The sequence below is a fragment of the Rheinheimera maricola genome (assembly GCF_016918075.2).
Taxonomy (GTDB): Bacteria; Pseudomonadota; Gammaproteobacteria; order Enterobacterales; family Alteromonadaceae; genus Alishewanella; species Alishewanella maricola_A.
The window spans coordinates 362,745-380,470 of sequence record NZ_JAERPS020000001.1; the positions used below are offsets into that span (position 1 = coordinate 362,745).

At 40.9% G+C, this 17,726-nt stretch carries 14 protein-coding genes; all 14 read left to right on the forward strand.

Annotated elements, in window-relative coordinates:
- The first annotated feature begins 12 nt into the window (after nucleotides 1-12).
- Entirely contained in the window at nucleotides 13-1,134 is a 1,122-nt protein-coding gene (locus tag I4W93_RS01745; protein WP_205310152.1) for a DegT/DnrJ/EryC1/StrS family aminotransferase, read from the forward strand.
- A gap of 152 nt (nucleotides 1,135-1,286) precedes the next feature.
- Entirely contained in the window at nucleotides 1,287-2,165 is an 879-nt protein-coding gene (gene rfbA / locus I4W93_RS01750) for a glucose-1-phosphate thymidylyltransferase RfbA (protein WP_245217448.1), read from the forward strand.
- Between the two features lie 12 nt (nucleotides 2,166-2,177).
- On the forward strand, nucleotides 2,178-2,720 hold the full coding sequence (rfbC, locus tag I4W93_RS01755; protein WP_205310151.1) for a dTDP-4-dehydrorhamnose 3,5-epimerase: 543 nt from the start codon (nucleotides 2,178-2,180) through the stop codon (nucleotides 2,718-2,720).
- A 47-nt stretch (nucleotides 2,721-2,767) separates the two neighbouring features.
- Nucleotides 2,768-4,393 (forward strand): coiled-coil domain-containing protein, encoded by a 1,626-nt coding sequence (locus I4W93_RS01760; RefSeq protein WP_205310150.1) that lies wholly within the window; start codon nucleotides 2,768-2,770, stop codon nucleotides 4,391-4,393.
- Nucleotides 4,394-4,408: 15 nt separating this feature from the next.
- Nucleotides 4,409-6,298, forward strand: coding sequence for a coiled-coil domain-containing protein (locus tag I4W93_RS01765; protein WP_205310149.1), 1,890 nt, complete (start codon nucleotides 4,409-4,411; stop codon nucleotides 6,296-6,298).
- Nucleotides 6,295-7,254 carry a sulfotransferase family protein gene (locus I4W93_RS01770; RefSeq protein WP_205310148.1) on the forward strand — a complete coding sequence of 320 codons (960 nt, stop codon included), beginning with the start codon at nucleotides 6,295-6,297 and terminating at the stop codon, nucleotides 7,252-7,254. Before I4W93_RS01765 ends, I4W93_RS01770 begins: the two co-directional genes overlap by 4 nt.
- Nucleotides 7,255-7,267: 13 nt before the next feature.
- On the forward strand, nucleotides 7,268-8,887 hold the full coding sequence (locus I4W93_RS01775) for a glycosyltransferase family 2 protein (RefSeq protein ID WP_205310147.1): 1,620 nt from the start codon (nucleotides 7,268-7,270) through the stop codon (nucleotides 8,885-8,887).
- A complete protein-coding gene (locus I4W93_RS01780) occupies nucleotides 8,817-10,055 on the forward strand; it encodes a hypothetical protein (protein ID WP_205310146.1) in 1,239 nt (412 codons plus the stop codon). The genes I4W93_RS01775 and I4W93_RS01780 overlap by 71 nt, the downstream gene beginning before the upstream one ends.
- Nucleotides 10,056-10,058: 3 nt before the next feature.
- Nucleotides 10,059-10,853: a sulfotransferase domain-containing protein gene (locus I4W93_RS01785; protein ID WP_205310145.1), complete on the forward strand. Its 795-nt coding sequence runs from the start codon at nucleotides 10,059-10,061 to the stop codon at nucleotides 10,851-10,853.
- An 86-nt stretch (nucleotides 10,854-10,939) separates the two neighbouring features.
- The gene (locus tag I4W93_RS01790; protein WP_205310144.1) at nucleotides 10,940-12,091 is read left to right on the forward strand and encodes a CDP-glycerol glycerophosphotransferase family protein; all 1,152 of its coding nucleotides are present in this window, start codon (nucleotides 10,940-10,942) and stop codon (nucleotides 12,089-12,091) included.
- A 24-nt stretch (nucleotides 12,092-12,115) separates the two neighbouring features.
- Nucleotides 12,116-12,634 carry an adenylyl-sulfate kinase gene (locus I4W93_RS01795; protein ID WP_205310143.1) on the forward strand — a complete coding sequence of 173 codons (519 nt, stop codon included), beginning with the start codon at nucleotides 12,116-12,118 and terminating at the stop codon, nucleotides 12,632-12,634.
- On the forward strand, nucleotides 12,631-14,052 hold the full coding sequence (locus I4W93_RS01800) for a formyl transferase (protein ID WP_205310142.1): 1,422 nt from the start codon (nucleotides 12,631-12,633) through the stop codon (nucleotides 14,050-14,052). The genes I4W93_RS01795 and I4W93_RS01800 overlap by 4 nt, the downstream gene beginning before the upstream one ends.
- A 5-nt stretch (nucleotides 14,053-14,057) precedes the next feature.
- The gene (locus tag I4W93_RS01805) at nucleotides 14,058-17,108 is read left to right on the forward strand and encodes a PEP/pyruvate-binding domain-containing protein (RefSeq protein ID WP_205310141.1); all 3,051 of its coding nucleotides are present in this window, start codon (nucleotides 14,058-14,060) and stop codon (nucleotides 17,106-17,108) included.
- Nucleotides 17,108-17,725, forward strand: a complete 618-nt coding sequence (locus tag I4W93_RS01810) for a gamma-glutamyl-gamma-aminobutyrate hydrolase family protein (protein WP_205310140.1) — start codon at nucleotides 17,108-17,110, stop codon at nucleotides 17,723-17,725. Before I4W93_RS01805 ends, I4W93_RS01810 begins: the two co-directional genes overlap by 1 nt.
- Nucleotide 17,726: the final 1 nt, after the last annotated feature.

Genomic DNA, 17,726 nt, shown 5'->3' on the forward strand with positions numbered 1-17,726 from the left:
TAATTTAGTCGCATGATAGCTTTTGATACCCCCATCTTGGTAACCCGGCCTATTTTCCCGGATATAAATGGCTACAAAAAGCAGCTGGATGCTATTTGGGAAAGCCAATGGCTATCTAATAATGGACCCAAACATAAAGCACTGGAAGCGCAACTACAGCGCTTTATCAATGCGCCAAATTTATCGTTGTTTAATAATGGTACCGTGGCCTTACAAACGGCTATTCAAAGCTTGAGATTACAAGGTGAGGTTATTACAACACCTTTTAGTTTTCCTGCTACTACGCATGTTTTAACTTGGAACGGCATTCAGCCAGTATTCTGCGACATTCACCCGCAAACCTTAACTCTTGATCCGGCTAAAATTGAAAGTTTGATTACGGCAAAAACGTCGGCCATTTTAGGTGTGCATGTTTACGGCATACCTTGTCATGTGCAAGAAATAGAAGAGGTAGCGAGCCGACATGGCCTGCGGGTCGTATACGACGCCGCACATGCTTTCACCACCAAAGTAAATGGCTTAGAAATAGCACAATATGGCGACATTTCCATGTTTAGCTTTCATCCAACCAAGCTGTTCCATACGGGTGAGGGCGGTGCACTGGTCTACAACGACAGTAACCTGAAAGAACGTATAGATTACTTAAAGAACTTTGGTATAAAAAACGAAAACGAAGTAATTTTACCCGGCATTAATGGCAAAATGAGTGAGCTTCAAGCCGCAATGGGTTTAGAAGTATTACCGTTGGTTGAACAAGAAAAGTATAAACGCAGCAAAATAAGAGAAGTATATACCCGCTTTCTGAGCCAGGTGCCTGGCATAACTGTGTTAGCTGTAGAGGATAATGCCAGCCAAAGTGAGCAGTATTTTTGTATCAGAATTGATGCAAAAGCATTTGGCTTGTCTCGCAACGACGTATACGAAAAACTCAAAACGTTTAATGTGTTTTCGCGGAAATATTTTTACCCACTTATTAGTAATTATCCTTGTTACAGTAATATTGCTTCTGCTAACCCAGCTTATCTCCCTGTGGCGTCACAGGCAGAACATGAAGTTTTGTGTTTGCCGTTTTATGGCGCCTTGCCGCTGGAATATGTAGAGCGAATTTGTAAAATAATCCTGTCGTTCAGATAGCACGCATCATTGCTGCTGTTTTGGTGTAATGCAATTTGCCCAAAGGCGCCAAGAACAGTAAACTATGCCGCTTTGGCTGGCGAAAACCGGTATCGGCGAAAACTGAGTTCGGCGAAAATTGGGCTGGCATAAACAGGTAAAACAGGAAACACATGGCAATAAAAGGTATCGTGCTGGCCGGAGGAACCGGTAGCCGACTACACCCCATTACATTGGGTGTTTCAAAGCAGTTGCTGCCTATATACGATAAACCGATGATCTATTACCCGATCTCGGTGTTAATGCTGGCCGGGATCCGCGAAATTTTAATTATTTGCACGCCAGCCGATATCGCCGGTTTTAAAAATTTGCTTGGCGATGGCAAACAGTTTGGCGTGCAGTTTGAATACGCCGAGCAACCATCACCAGATGGTCTGGCACAAGCTTTTATTATCGGCGAACAATTTATTGGTAACGACCGCGTCTGTTTAGTATTGGGTGACAACATTTTTCATGGCCAGCATTTTACCGGGCAATTGCGCCAAGCGGCAGCGCGTGAGCAGGGCGCAACGGTGTTTGGTTATCTGGTAAAAGACCCAGAACGTTTTGGTGTGGTTGAATTTGATGCCGCTGGTAAAGTGCTGTCAATTGAAGAAAAGCCTAAACAGCCCAGATCAGATTATGCCGTCACCGGTTTGTATTTTTTTGACAACGACGTAGTGCAAATTGCCAAAGCGGTAACACCATCGGCGCGCGGTGAATTGGAAATTACCTGTGTTATTAACGCCTATCTGCAGCGCGGCAGCCTGCAGGTAGAAAAACTCGGTCGCGGTTTCGCCTGGCTGGACACCGGTACCCACGATGCGTTATTAGAAGCATCGCAATACGTGCAAACTATAGAGCATCGCCAGGGACTTAAAATTGCTTGCCTGGAAGAGATTGCCTGGCGCAATGGCTGGATCAACGCCAAAGACATGTCACGACTGGCGCGCTCGCTCAGCAAAACTGGCTATGGCCAGTATTTACGCCGCCTGCTCGACAGCGGTTTATAAAGGAGCAGTAAAGTGCAGGTAACTAAGACATCCCTGGCCGACGTGCTGCTGTTAACGCCCAAAGTATATGGCGACGAGCGCGGACATTTTTTTGAAAGCTTTAACCAGCAAAGCTTCAACAAGCTAATTTCTGGCGTTAATTTTGTGCAAGATAATCAATCACGCTCGGCAAAAGGCGTTCTACGTGGCTTGCATTATCAGATCCAGCAAGCGCAAGGCAAATTGGTTAGGGTATTGCAGGGCGAAATATTTGACGTAGCAGTAGATTTACGGCGCAGCTCGGCTCAGTTTGGCCAATGGACCAGTGCGACGCTGTCGGCAAATAATCAGCAGCAAATGTGGATTCCCCCAGGTTTTGCGCATGGTTTTTTGGTGTTGTCAGATACCGCCGACGTGTTATATAAAACCACCGATTACTATGCGCCGCGTTTTGAGCGGGCCATTCGCTGGGACGACTCAGCCCTTGGTATAGTCTGGCCAAACGTAGAGCGGGTGATTTTGTCAGAAAAAGATCAACAGTCGGTTGCGTTTGCTAACGCAGAATATTATGACTAGCGAGCAAAAACTAACCCGGAACTTTGGGCTAAAGGCAAAGAGAGTTTATGACAGACATTTTTTTTCTTGGTTGTGATACCAGTTGGCAGCTGTTGCAACAAGCAGCATCACCACAGCTAACCGACGACAGTCGCTTAACAACGCTGCCATATACTGCACTTGATAACAGCTTAGCAGCTGGCACGCAGGTAACTGTGTTTTATAGTTTACCGCAGGTTGTTGTAGCCGAGCAGTTAGCTAATTTATCGGTGACTGACGCATTAAATGCCTGGCAACAAAGTACTCAGGTACTGCTGCAAACCCAGCGCAAACATCGCCGGCAGCTGAAGCTTATTTGCTTAGATGACGCTGTGCTAAACGGCTTAGTGCAAGCTGACAGCGGCAAGATTGCTAGCATATTAGCCAATATGCCTAAACCTACTTCGCCGTCATTACTGGCACTCATGGCCAAAGAGGCCATTCAGCAAACTGCTGAACTAACTCAATTAGCCGATTTGTTGCTTGCTAGCAGCCTACCCACGCAATTCAGTGCTAGCAACGCAGACAGCTATGCGGAAGGTTGTGTAGAGCATTGGTTTAGCGAATACCGTGCACTACAACAAAGCCAGCAGCGCATGCCACAGTTAGAACAACAGCTGCAGGAATTTAGGCTGCAACTGGAGTTAGTGCAGCAAGAGCTTGAAGTGGTGTTTGCAGAAAAACAGCAAATGCAGCTTAAATTAACCCCGTTACAGCGCGAGCTAGAGCAGCAAACCGCTGTAATTACTAAGGCTAATGCTGACAACCAGCAATTAGCCGCCAGCCTGGCGACGTCGCAACAACAAGCAGATAACACTAAGCAAGAAAACGAATTACTGCTGTTACAGCTGCTGCAAGTGCAAGAAGAGCTGGAAAAATATTACCTGCAGTATAAACAACAACAAACTGCGCTACAAAAAGCCGATGCGGAGTTAGCACAACAGAAACAACAGCTGGAGCATAACAGCAAGCAGTATCAACAGCAGTTAGAACAACTGAATAAACAGCATCAACAGCAGTTGGAACAGCTAAATAAACAGCACCAACAGCAGCAAACCGAGCAAGCTAGAAACTATCAGCAGCTGCAACAGCGCAGCAACAACGCAGAGCAACAGCATACTGAAGCCTTGCGTCAGGCCACTGCACGGCACAACAGCCTTAACGTACTGCAAAAACAAGCCGAGCGCGAGCTGGTAAAAGCACAGGCGGAAATTGAAAAACTACAACGTCAGTTAGCCGGCGCCAGTTTAAGCGGTCATCAGGCGATGGCTGAGTTAAAAACCGTTAAAAGCTCTACCCTATGGAAAGCCATGGCACCGGTGCGTAAATTAAGCAGTTCGGCTAAGAAAAAGCAGCTGCAATTACAAAAAGACATTAGCCTTATTAGAAGTTGCGCCCTGTTCGACCAAAACTGGTACTTACAAAGTTACCCAGACGTAGAGCAGTCGGGTGCCGATGCCATAGAGCATTACCTAAAATATGGTGCCAAAGAAGGCCGGGCCCCTGGGCCAGATTTTGACGGCAACTGGTATCTAAGCCATTATCCCGATGTAGGCAGCAGTGGTATTAACCCACTTATTCACTATATTAAGTTTGGCCAAATAGAAGGCCGGCAAACATCGCCTAAGCTGTTACAGCTAAAACAAAAGCATTAAAGGATGTTAAAACCCATGCAGTGGTCTTCAATACCTTCAGTAAAACAGCTTGTAGCCATCGGTGCCGGTACCGGTGACGTGTTGTCTCAATGTCTAACTATACCTGCAGATTCGGTTACTGTTTATGAGGCTGATGCCACATTGGCGCAGCAGCTTACTAAGCAGTTCGCTGGCAACAAAGCGCTAAAGGTGAAAGCGCAAGCGGTGTCTCAGCAGGCAGGCACGGCAGTGATGTCATGTTTTAACCTGGCACAATGCAATGCGTTAGCCCCGGCTACAGCGCTTTTAGCGGAGTTATTTCCCGGCCTTAAAGCCTTGCCAGAAAAAGAAGTGCAAACCCTAGCGCTAGCAAACGAGCTTAATGCCATTAAACTGCATGGCCAGCAAAATATGTTGTTATTAGAGCTGCCAGCACAGAATTTGGCATTGCTCACCCATCTGGCCGAGGCCGATTTACTGCAACATTTTAGCCATTTGGTGGTGCAGCATAGCGAACAGCCGTTGTATCAATCGGCAGCGCCGCTTAACGAGTTAACGCAATATCTGGCTGCTAACGGCTTTGAACTTAGTGAAGCCGACAATTCAGATGCCGATTTTCCACTACTGCGGTTTTATCGTGATGCGCAAGCACAACAGCTAAAGCAGGCTAATCAGCGCATTGCCGAGCTTACCACCCAGCTTGAGACAGAGCAGCAACAGCGACAGCAAGCCAAACAACAGCATGACGAAGCGCTTAAAGCACAGTCTACTACCCAAGCTGAGATAACTACGCAGCTTGATGCAGCGAAGCAACAGTTAGAAGCCGCAAAGCAGCAATTAGCTCAAGCGCAGCAACAAGGTGAGCAAGCTAAAGCGGAGCTGGCTAAACAGTTAGAAGCAGCAAAGCAGCAATTAGCTCAAGCGCAGCAACAAGGTGAGCAAGCTAAAGCAGAGCTGGCTAAACAGTTAGAAGCAGCCAAGCAGCAATTCGCTAAAGAGCAGCAACAAAGCGAGCAGGCTAAAGCTGAGCTGGCTAAACAGTTAGAAGCCGCAAAGCAACAAGTAGAAGCCAAAACGCAGCAATTAGCTAAAGAGCAGCAACAAAATGAGCAAGCTAAAGCTGAGCTGGCTAAACAGTTAGAGGCAGCCAAGCAGCAATTAGCTATAGATAAGCAACAAAATGAGCAGGCTAAAGCTGAGCTGGCTAAGCAGTTAGAGGCAGCCAAGCAGCAATTCGCTAAAGAGCAGCAACAAAGCGAGCAGGCTAAAGCTGAGCTGGCTAAACAGTTAGAAGCAGTTAAACAGGAAGCGGAGCAGCAAAAGGCCGAACTGGCTAAACAGTTAGAGACAGCCAAGCAGCAATTCGCTAAAGAGCAGCAACAAGGTGAGCAAGCTAAAGCTGAGCTGGCTAAACAGTTAGAAGCAGTTAAACAGGAAGCGGAGCAGCAAAAGGCCGAACTGGCTAAGCAGCTGCAAGCAGTACAGCAGCAAGTCACGGCATTGAATAACACACAGACCGCACTAAACACTAAAATCGCTGATAGCGATAGTCAGTTAAAGCAATTGAACACTGCAAAAGCAGAGTTAGAACAAGAGCTAAAACGAACAGGTCAGAGTTTAAAGCAAGAATCAGAGTTAAACCAAAAACATAAATCCTGGGCAGAAACACTTAAAACGCAGAACGAGCAGCTTAATAAAGAGCTAAAAGAGCAGCAACGTAGCTCGCAGTTAAGTGTTAAATTGTTGGCAAAAGTAGAAGCAGACGCTTCAGAGCTTCGTAGTCGCTATGCCATGTTATTAAAAACAGAACAAGAACTGCGCAGTCTAATAGGTGAGCTCTATATTAAGTTGTCTGCGGCCAGTAAGTTCTATAATCAGCTAGAACAAGAACATCCCGAACTTTTAGAAGTAAAGCCAGCACGATGAGTAAACAGCAAGATACTATGCCTAACTTAAGTGAGCTACAGCTGCAATTGCAGCAGGCCTTGGCGTTAATTGAAAATAACAATATCAATAAGCCAGATGTTGCATTAACCGACCTTCGTAGTTTTCATAACACTGAAAGCCTTTTACAGCGTTGTGAGCAGGTTGTACAAGCTAGTCAGCCACAAAAGCCGATATTGCGAATTATTCATCATTTTGCCTGCAGTGGTGGCACCCTAATCTCTAAATGTATCGCAGCACAGCCAAACGTATTTTTGTTAAGCGAATTACATCCAACTACATTACTCGGGTTTAATAGTAATAAAGGAACCTATACTCCTCGCGATATTCTTACTCAAGCGTTGTATAGCCGCATACCTGATATAGATACCTTGGCAGAAACGGTTTTCGTACAAAACGTTATTGAAACCGAGCGCCATGTCCGGGAACGGGGCGGTTATCTTGTTCTTAGAGCACACACTCATGCAGATTATTGTACCAATGCGGCTGTGCCAGAAGTCGATAGCCTAACAAGATTACTCTCTCCCCATTTCGACATTAAACAGCTGGTTACAGTGCGTAACCCTATAGATTCATTTTTGTCATTAAGGCAAAACGGCTGGGTACATTTTAAACCAGACAGTTTTGACGAGTATTGCGGGCGATTATTGAAGTTTCTTAATGCCTTTAGTGAAGAGCAAATCGTTAAATACGAAGACTTTGTTGAGCAGCCAGATACTGTAGTCAAAACTTGCTTGCAAAAGTTGGGATTGCCTATTGTTACGTATGGTTTAGATTATATCGATGTTTTTAAAGTCAGTGGTGATAGTGGTCGTAGTAGTGCAGAAATAGCACCGCGGCCAAGAAAAGAAGTTAGTGAAAGCTTTAAATTAGAAGTGACTTCTTCAAAAGCTTTTGCCGAGATTAACCGTAAATTTTTCTATCAAGGGATTAATTAGCGTGGTTATGTATATGCCAAAGATATCTGTAGTTACCGTTCTATTTAATGCTCTGGAAGATTTCAAATTAACTGAGAAAAGTGTACTTAGTCAAAATTATAATAATCTAGAGTATGTAATAGTAGATGGTAATTCAACGGACGGTTCTAAAGAATATTGTAGCTCAAGAACTCAGTACTATGACGTTTTTATATCAGAGCCTGATACTGGTATATATAATGCTATGAACAAAGCTGTTCGATATTCCAGTGGCGATTATGTGATTTTTTTAAATGCTGGAGATGAATTTTCATCCCCAACTATACTTTCAGAAATATTTTCTACTTTAGATTATAGTGAGGATATTATCTATGGGGATCGCTATAGAACAGAAGTCAACGGTATTCGAACTTTAGAGAAAGCCGGAAATCTTGAAAATATATTTTATACTGAGGTTATATATCATCAGGCTGTATTTAACAAAAGAAGTATTCTGCTTGATAAACCATATGATGAAAGTTTAAGGTTGGCAGCAGATTATAAATTTATGCTCGATATTTATGTTTCTGGAGCTTCATTTAGGTATGTTCCTTTGGCTGTTTGCGATTTTAAAAGTGGTGGTAGAAGTCGACAACAGTATCTTTTGGGAGCGACAGAGGCTGCTCGCGCTTCGTTTAATCATTTAAATGATAAAAACGAATGGAAAAAAACTCAGTTTATTAAATCTATTTCGTTAAATAATTGTGAGTACTATTTAAACTCAGCAATCGAAGATATAACAACAAATATGAATGTCAATGGTCGCGAGATCAATAAAACGTTATCAATTTCTAATTTTGACAGTGATTCTTTTACAAAAGGTGTTTTATATCGTTTGTTATGTAATTTGGAGCAAAGAGGATACCTTAAATCTAAAACTTCATATCCCAAAATATCTATTCTAACAGTAGTCTATAATGATAAGATTGGCTTGCTTAGAACAATTGAAAGTGTAAAGTCTTTGAAGTATCCAAATATAGAATTTATTGTTATAGATGGTGACTCTAAAGACGGCACTAAAGAGGTTATAGGAAGAAATAGTAGTATTATTGATATTGCAATCTCAGAGCAAGATAACGGAATTTATGATGCTATGAACAAAGCTATAGATTTAGCATCTGGATATTACTGTGTATTTATGAATGCTGGGGATGAATTTGCAAGTAAAGATGTGTTGAATAATATATTTCTTTGCCCGGATTTTGACGATGAATTTGACATTATTTATGGTAATCGCGAGTACATCACCGAGGATCAGGTTACTCTTCAGAAAGCAAATTTAGCAGATACTATCAATGTAAGAATGCCGTTTTGTCATCAAGCAGTGTTTACAAAAACCTCGGTGTTACTTAAAAATAAGTTTGATACAAGTTTTCGAAGTGCCGCGGATTACAACCAGTTTGTCAAACTTTATAAAGCCGGTGCGAAGTTTAAATTCATGGACACGCTAGTTTGTAAATTCTATGCTGGCGGTACGAGTGAAGGTGGGCTTATTCCTTATATGGAGACAATTAAGATTCAGATTGACAACTTTGGCTTAGAAGATGTTCAAAAGAATAGTTTTTACTACAGTGCATTTAAAAGGAATATCAATAGAATCTTGGGGGCTGATTGATATGCTTTGGGATATTTTAAATGAAATTGACTTTTCAATGGTATTTGCACAAGAGTATTCTTCTTTCAGAAAACTTGGCAGGACCGAATCCCAAAAGCTATTTCTAGAAGATATATATAGGAATTGTACGAAACTAGTTATTGAGGAAGAACTGGCCTCGGCGGAAAAGAAGTTAATTTTATTTAAAAGCATGAATAGGGTGGATTATAATAATTTTTTGCATGAGGTCTCTAGTATTAGAAATGATATTGTTGTTGACTTAAATAAAAGATCTTCTGATTTGAACGTTGAGTTGGTAGAATATATAAAAGAAAACTTCAGATATTCATTAATTATTGAAGATGTTAACCCATACCTTCAGTTAGCTCTTCGTATTAAAATGCTGTCCTACTGTTATTTATTTAATAAAATTAGAAGGTTTACTCGAAAAGCTATTTTCTTTAGTGACATGCAGGGTCCGGAGAATTTCTTCTGCCAAGCATTTAAACTTTCTGGTGTTATTACAGCTACTTTACAGCATGGATTATATGTCGAGTATTCTGACAATAATAATATAAATATTATTAATTACAAAAATCATGTAGCTGATTATTTTTTAGCGTGGGGAACCTGCACTGCTAACTTGATACATAAGTATAGACCTGATAGTAAAGTAGTAATTGTTGGGAAACCTACATTGCAAAGGGTTAGTGATGATTATTCACGGTGGGATTTTGGTTGTATATTGATTGTTTCAGACCAGAAGATTTTTAATGAGTATAACCTTGAAATGATTGAAGTTGTAATAAAATCAATGCCTGAAGAATTGGATAGAATGTTTTTGAAGCTGCATCCAAGCAACGATAAAAATATTTATCTTGAAAGGTTTCCTCAATTAAAGATAACTGACGTTATTCCTGATGAAGTTGGGCTTGTTGTTGGGCACACTACATCGCTGTTGTATGAAATGTTTAGTCAAGGATTCAATGTTGTTAGATATTCCACTGTAGTAGATAGCATTTATTTTCCTGCTAAGGTTGAATTTCGTAGTATTAATGAGTTCAATAAAGCACGAATTTTTGCCTGTTCGAATAGGTTAAAATCGGACTCTGAATATTATATAAATTATCTTGGAAATGAAAGCCTTGAGCGCTATTCTGATTTTATTAAATATTTTGATAGGGTGTAAATAATGAATAAAGACTTAGAGTTAATTTCGACAGAAGGAAAAAAATACGTAGTTTCTGTTCCCTTAAGTCATTTACATTTCCCGAGTGCTTACGTGTTTGCATTCGCAAAGAGCGGATCTACTCTATTAGATAGATTAGTTAGGGATTACTGTAAGGAGATAGGTGTTCCTAGTTTCTCATTATTTGGATCAGCGTTTAATCTTGGTGTTAATCCCGGACATATAGATAAGGATGCTAAGCAAGCGTTTACAGCGCTTGGAACAGTCTATACTGGATTTCGTCACTATCCTAGGAACTTCGACTTGGATTTGAGGGAAGCAAATTGTATTTGGTTGACACGAGATCCACGGGACATGCTAGTTTCACTTTATTTTTCAATTGCAAAGTCACACGTAGTTAAACAAGGAGACAATGCGAGATTTAAAGAGCGAGAAATAGTTAATTCTATGGATATTGATACTTTTGTTCTATCTCGAGCGAGTAGTTATATAAAGAATTTTAATATGTATAGAAACAAGTTGCCGATCAACAAGACTAAAATTGTTCGTTACGAAGATGTAATTTATGATAAGGAATCTCTGCTTTCGTTGTTGGTAGAACACTTGGCACTTCCTACAAACGTTGACGCGCTGATTAAAGTAGCGAAGAAACATGACGTAATCCCTGATTCAGAACAAGTTTCCGATCATGTTCGTCAAGTTCATCCTGGGAACTATTTAGTAAAATTAAAGCAGGATACCATAGGTATATTGAATAAAGAATTGTCAACCTTCTTAGATTATTTTGATTACAGGTAAGGTTTTAAATGAAATTGAAGGTTTTACTGGTAATTGATTCAATGCCAAGAGTTCTCACGTACATCCCATTATACGAGGAGTTCTTATTGCATGGATTTGAAGTTAAGTTTTTAGCGGCTAGTCCCGATATTGAAATCGAATTGGCAACTCAGTTCAGTTTAAAAGAAGATATTGTTTGTTTTTCTCTAGAATGCTCAGATTCAATAAATCAATTCGATATTCTTTTTTGTCCAGAAACTTGTCTTCTCCCTGACAATTTGACCGTGGTTTCTGTTGCAATTTGTCATAGTATTCCTGACGAACCAAATGGTAATTTTAGATATACTGGATTATTTAGAAATAGACCAAATATTGCTCGGCAGTTTGACTATATTATAGTGCCTTCAAAACCAAAAGATGATGAGATTTATGCTAGGGATTTTGAAAGCTTTACATCAAAAATATATCCAAGTGATATTATCAAGTATCGTTCACCATCCGTATGCATTATAAAAGGAGGTTATCCTAAAGTAGACTATTGGTCTAAACATTTTTTCGCCGAAAATAGATTGAATAATACTATCGTTTATGCTCCGACTAACAGCAGGCAACGTTATAGTAATATGTTGAGTCTAGGAAAGGATTTTTTACTTAAATTGAGCAAGGAACTCCCTCACTTTAGGATAGTTGTTAGACCATATCCAGGCGATTTGGAATGCGTCAACTTGTTTCAAAGTTTAGATGTCGGGAATATTCTTTTTGACTATACAGCATCCGGTTTTCACTATTTGAAAGACGCCGCGTTTATGGTAACTGATCGCTCTTCATTAGCTTTTTCTTTTTCCCTTAGTGCAAAAAGACCGGTTGTCTTTCTAAAAGAAAACGATGATAAAAAGGTTAATATACCCAACGACATAGGAATAGATATCTATAATATTGCTACGTCAATAAACGACATAGGCCACTATATAACTGGTGATGGTTCTAATAAATTTGACTATGACGGTTTTGGAAATAGATTTTTATATAAATATTTAGAAAGTAGTACTTATATAGCCTCTATACTACCAGTAATGGCTAGCAGAAATATTGATCCAGAGTTTATCTCAGTGCCGCGTGAACCGACTCATTTAATGACAATTAATGATATTAATTGTCATATTACTAAACTTAATGAAATGTGGCCTAGAAAAACAAAGCATCAAGATTTCGAGCTGAACAAGATAATAACAGCGCTTTCTAAAAAAATTACAGAATAAAGCATTAATGACAGTGAGGGCACAATGATTACTTGGTTGATAGGACTATCTGGTAGCGGAAAAACAACAGTCGGTAGGTGTCTTTTCAATTCATTGAAGGATTTGAAACCTAACTCTGTTTTTATAGATGGTGATGAAATTCGCGAGGTATTCAAACACAATCGCGGTAGCGCTCCGTATACAATAGAGGGACGACGCCAGAATGCAGAACGTATTCAAGCGCTTTGCAAATGGCTAGATAATCAAGGTATTAACGTAGTGTGTTGTATTTTGTCCATATTTGAAGAGTCTCGGGAATGGAACCGGGAAAACTATTCTGATTATTTTGAGGTCTTTGTTGATACTCCTATGGAGGTTCTTAAAACTCGTCGTGAGATGTATGTACGAGCGGAACGTGGGGAGACGGATAATGTAGTTGGGATGGATATTCCATTTCCGCCACCAAAGGCGCCAAATCTAGTAATCGATGGTAGCGGTAATGGTAATAACCCTCAGCAGAGCGCGTCCTTAATTGTAAGCTACATAAAGGAGCGTTTGGTGTGAGTTTGAGTTATCCATACGTAACTTCAAGTCCTCTTGATAATCGACAATCTTATACGTATACCGCATACGAGGGCTTGTCGTTTATCGACTCATGGATGGATCTGCGACAGAAATATGTAATTAAAAACCAAAATACTAATGTTGTTAACGTTATATCTGATGACAGCGAAAATGAGTATGACGAAATTTCAATTGCTCCAGGAGAGTCAATCACTACATTGGCTACATTTAAATGGCTGCTACGAAATAATGAAATTAAAAAAAGCTTTGTTGATTTTTTTATTCAAAGATTTGAAGTAAGTAAGCGCTTGTTTGATAAATATTTGATTACGGCAAGTAGGCCTAAAAGTCAAGGTGGGTATCATTCGCTTGAAAACTATATTCTTTTTGCAGAGGTTTTGTCTAAGTATTTAGAAAAAATATACTATCTTCCTGCACTAAATGCGCTGTTGAAAACAGTTGATACTATTCTTGGTTTTCACGATGAATTAACCGAAGAACAGACAATGAGAGTGTCTATTGTTATTAAAAAGGAACTTTTTTTCGTAAGTATACTTACTGACGGGATGCAGTGTTCTCGTTCCGTCTTTCAAAGGCAAGCGGCCATAGGAACAGATAAAATTAATGTTAAGGCCAAAAGTTTTGATCTGTCCCATACAACGTTTATTGCTGCTGATACCGTTAGAACACGAGCTTACGTACTAGCGTTGCAAAACGTAGGCATTCGGTTTAATTCAATAGTTTTTTTAAAGTCAACAAAAGCAAAATGGGGGCAAGCCAGTCAACTTCCTGCATTGAGTACGCCATTAGATTGCAATGTTTTTTCAAGTGATTTAAATGTCGCGCTATCTGAGCTTCTCAACACAATTTCCGACAATGTAGTTGAAATCACATCTGACACCATTAATTGCGTTGAGGTCAAAAATGCTATTAGCGAATTTTCAAGCACTTTTGTCGTATTTTCTGGATACGGCGGGGAAATTGTAGATGTTCGCGATCTTTCGCCTGATGCACCCATTTTGCATATCCACTCTGGTTATCTTCCTCAGTACCGTGGTAGTACAACTGTTTACTACTCTATGTTGGAAACAGACGAGTGTGGCGCATCCGCAATTATTTTGGAGCCTGCTATAGATGAAGGTGTAATTCTCTATAAAAAACTATTTTCTCTTCCTGCAGAGCATGACGACATCGATTACTATTATGACAGTTATATCAGGGCTGACGTTTTAGTAGAAACCATGAAGGTGTTAAGACACTCCTTTGGAAACATTCAGGTTGAGGAGCAACGGCCTGAAAATGGTGATTCTTATTATATTATCCACCCCGTCCTCAAGCATATTTCGATTATGAAAACAAAAGGGATTAAGCCAAGCTTGTTTGGGTCGAAAATAGAAGCGGTTAACAAGGAATACTAATAATTATGGCTAGACGCTTTGTAATTCTCGGCGCTGGAGCTCCGCAGGTTGGCTCTCAATCTCCATTACTTCACGATGTTATTAAAGGTCGGCAACTTTTGGAATTGCAGTTACAAACTGTCGGACTTGAAAAAGACTACGTGTATTTAGTGACAGGCTTTGAGTCTGAACGTTTTGAACCCTATCGTGATTCTGTAACGGTAGTCGAGAACAAACGATGGAAAGACTCTGGTAGCCTTATGTCACTGGCAATAGCCTGCGAGAAAATTAGAAACGATGATGATGCCACGCAGGAATTGATTGTTGCATATGGAGATATATTGTTCCGTGAAGAAGCGCTTGAAAGTCTGAGAGAAGATAGCAGTGATATCTCGGTCGCATGGTCTAGTCAGTCCCTTTTGAATCAGAATTTTAAACCTCGCTCTACTACCGAAAAGGTAGCCGTTGTCAATGGAGTACTTCAGAGTATTAGCACTCACATACCAGAACACTCGATTGATGGATTTTTTGTCGGATTAGTGCGTTTTTCCGGTGATGCGCTACATGAACTTTTTGACTTTTGCAATGAGCCATCTCGTGAGTTGCAAAAAGCAACCGTGGGGGAGTTTGTTGAGTTTCTTCGTTGTAGAGGAAAAATCGTTGATGCTATCGATTTGAAAGGTGATTGGGCTGAAGTCGGTTCAGAGCATGATATAGTTCGCTTTGTGTTAGGAACAAAAGCAGAGACGCTATCTCGTTTACGTAAGCTTGTGTCTGTTTCGCAAATTGAAGACCAAGTATCATTTGACGTCAAAAATTGGCAAGAGGATTCAAAGAATATTTTGTCTTTGATCAAAAGCCAATTTTCAGAATCCTTAATCGTCCGGTCTAGCGCGCGAAGTGAAGACTCCTTCACACATTCCAACGCCGGGGCTTATACCAGCTTGTTACATGTTGACCCTAATAACGGTTTAGAAGCAGCTATTGAAGAAGTTATTGCCTCTTATCACAACCAACAGCCAGATGATCAAGTGTTGGTTCAGCCGATGTTAAAAAATGTTATTCGTAGCGGTGTCGCTTTTACGCGTACTCTTGAACACGGTGCCCCCTATTATGTGATTAATTATGACGAAACCGGTTCGACGGATGGCATTACTGCAGGAAGCAATAACGAACATAAGACATTAGTTATTCGGCGCGGAGCAAAACCTGAACAAGTTGCTAATTCTGAGCTATTACCTCTATTAGATGCCATGAGAGAAATAGAGGGATTGCTAAGCTTCGATTCTCTCGATATAGAGTTTGCGATGACAGAGGGTAATGTAGTTCATATTCTTCAAGTGCGGCCAATAGCTGTGCAGAAAGCTGAAGTCGAAACAAGTACAGATGCATGTTATGAAGTGCTTGACCAAGCTGAAACATTATGGATTCAACTTAAGCGTGCATCAGCGCATCTAGCTGGTGACGAGCCTATTTATGGTGTAATGCCAGACTGGAACCCTGCTGAAATTATCGGAACAAACCCTGGTAAGTTGGCTGAAACACTTTACAAATACCTTATTATGGATGAAACGTGGGCGACTCAGAGAGCCGAGTATGGTTATCGAGATGTAAGACCGCAACCTCTTCTTGTCTCGTTTGCTGGAAAGCCATACGTTGATGTGCGCGCGAGTTTTAATTCATTTATTCCGAAAAATATTAGTGAGGCTGAAGCGCACCAGTTGGTAAACTTTTATCTGAGTTATTTAAAGTCTAATCCTAAGTTACATGACAAAGTAGAGTTTGAGGTGGTTCCAACTTGTGTAGGTCCGGCATTTTATCGTTGGGAAGAGCGCTTGCAGCAAAAAGGTGGTTTTGACCCTGAGTTGATCTCCAAGTTAAAGGCCGGGCTTTTAAATGTGTCTAGACATGCTGTTGAGAATACTAAAACCTACTTATCTAATGTGGAAAAACTACAGGCGCGGATCAGTAAACGCAGAAAGAGTAAACAAGCCGCTAGTATACGCAACGTGCGCCTATTGTTAGACGAGTGCCGGCTACATGGTACTTTACCTTTTGCACATCTTGCTCGTAGTGGTTTTGTTGCGGCAACTATACTGAAAGAAGGCGTAAAAGAAGGTTGGTTAACGCAAGCCGCAATGGATGATTTTATGTGTAGTGTTCGTACGGTATCACATGAGCTAACCGAGGATGCTAAAGCAACCGCTCAGGGGACGATGAGTTGGCAAGATTTTGTTGCAACATATGGTCATTTACGTCCTGGTACTTACGATATAACGTCACCGGCATACTTTGACGATCCCGAAAAATTTTTACGGCCTATCGTTGATGCTGCTATGGACGCAAATCATGCTATCAATGAAGACGATGCATGGATCAAAGAAAAAAGTGGTTTTTTCACTAAGGTGCGAGCGTTGGGTCTTGATTATACCGATGAGCTGATTGAACAGTTTCTACGTGATGGTATAGAAGGTCGTGAGAAAGCTAAATTTATTTTTAGCCGTAACCTTTCTGAAGCGCTTGATATGATGAGAATACTCGCAACTGAATTCGGGTTAACTGTTGAAGAGTGGGCCAATTTATCTTTGTATGATGTTTTAGGACTGTCTGAAAGTACTCTTAAAACGGCTGAACAGAAAGATTTTTTACTCGCTGAAGCATTTAAGAACGGGCGGCAACGAAAATTAGCGTCAACGTGTGAACTGCCTGCCCTACTTACTTCATTGGATGATTTCTATTCTTTTGAATTAAGCGCAGGCGTACCTAACTATATCGGCTCTAAACGCGTAATGGCGCGTTGTGTTCATTTGAATGGAACGGAGCAAGGTGACCTCGATGTTCAAGGCGCTGTGGTATTAATACCTCAAGCAGATCCTGGGTATGATTGGCTTTTTGGTCAGGGTATAGCAGGTTTAATTACGATGTATGGCGGTGCGAACTCCCATATGGCTATTCGTTCTGCAGAGTTTGGATTGCCTGCGGCTATTGGTATTGGCGAGCAGCTGTTTAAGCAGCTTTCTCAAGCTCAAGAAATAGAGCTTGATCCTGCGAATAATGTAATGCGGACATTACGGTAATGCACACATCATCAAAGCGAATTGCTATTAGCCAGCGTTACGACCAGGTACAAGGCCGCAACGAATGGCGTGATTGCCTGGATTCAAGATGGGCTGAACTGCTTTGCCAACTTGGTGCTGTACCTATATTGATTCCAAATAACGTGAGAGATGTTGACAGTTATCTTGCCGATTTGGCTATTAGCGGGCTGATATTAAGTGGTGGTAATGATATCGGGTCGGCTCCTTTGCGTGATGCAACTGAAACCAACGCTTTAGCTTATGCTAATAAACATAAGCTACCTGTGCTTGGCGTGTGTCGGGGCATGCAGTTTTTATGTGTTAATCAAGGCGGAGTATTACACGCTTGCGAAGGTCACGTGTCGAAATACCATAAGTTAAAAGGTGACTGGGCAACACAAAGTAGGTTAAGTGAAGTTAACTCTTATCACAATCATGCAGTTTTTACGTATGACTGCCCTGCATTGTTTGAAATACTTGCGACTACTGAGAATGAAGTTGTCGAAGCTTTTCGGCATAAATCCAAGCCTTGGCTTGGCATAATGTGGCATCCGGAACGAGAGAACCCATTAGTCACTTCTGATTTAAACATAATTAAACAACATTTTGGATTATAAT

Excerpts from the sequence above, each read along its gene's own strand:
- I4W93_RS01745 (WP_205310152.1), top strand. The coding sequence starts at position 13 with ATGATAGCTTTTGATACCCCCATCTTGGTAACCCGGCCTATTTTCCCG.
- rfbA (WP_245217448.1), top strand. The coding sequence starts at position 1,287 with ATGGCAATAAAAGGTATCGTGCTGGCCGGAGGAACCGGTAGCCGACTA.
- I4W93_RS01760 (WP_205310150.1), top strand. The coding sequence starts at position 2,768 with ATGACAGACATTTTTTTTCTTGGTTGTGATACCAGTTGGCAGCTGTTG.
- I4W93_RS01765 (WP_205310149.1), top strand. The coding sequence starts at position 4,409 with ATGCAGTGGTCTTCAATACCTTCAGTAAAACAGCTTGTAGCCATCGGT.
- I4W93_RS01770 (WP_205310148.1), top strand. The coding sequence starts at position 6,295 with ATGAGTAAACAGCAAGATACTATGCCTAACTTAAGTGAGCTACAGCTG.
- I4W93_RS01775 (WP_205310147.1), top strand. The coding sequence starts at position 7,268 with ATGCCAAAGATATCTGTAGTTACCGTTCTATTTAATGCTCTGGAAGAT.
- I4W93_RS01780 (WP_205310146.1), top strand. The coding sequence starts at position 8,817 with ATGTTCAAAAGAATAGTTTTTACTACAGTGCATTTAAAAGGAATATCA.
- I4W93_RS01785 (WP_205310145.1), top strand. The coding sequence starts at position 10,059 with ATGAATAAAGACTTAGAGTTAATTTCGACAGAAGGAAAAAAATACGTA.
- I4W93_RS01795 (WP_205310143.1), top strand. The coding sequence starts at position 12,116 with ATGATTACTTGGTTGATAGGACTATCTGGTAGCGGAAAAACAACAGTC.
- I4W93_RS01805 (WP_205310141.1), top strand. The coding sequence starts at position 14,058 with ATGGCTAGACGCTTTGTAATTCTCGGCGCTGGAGCTCCGCAGGTTGGC.
- I4W93_RS01810 (WP_205310140.1), top strand. The coding sequence starts at position 17,108 with ATGCACACATCATCAAAGCGAATTGCTATTAGCCAGCGTTACGACCAG.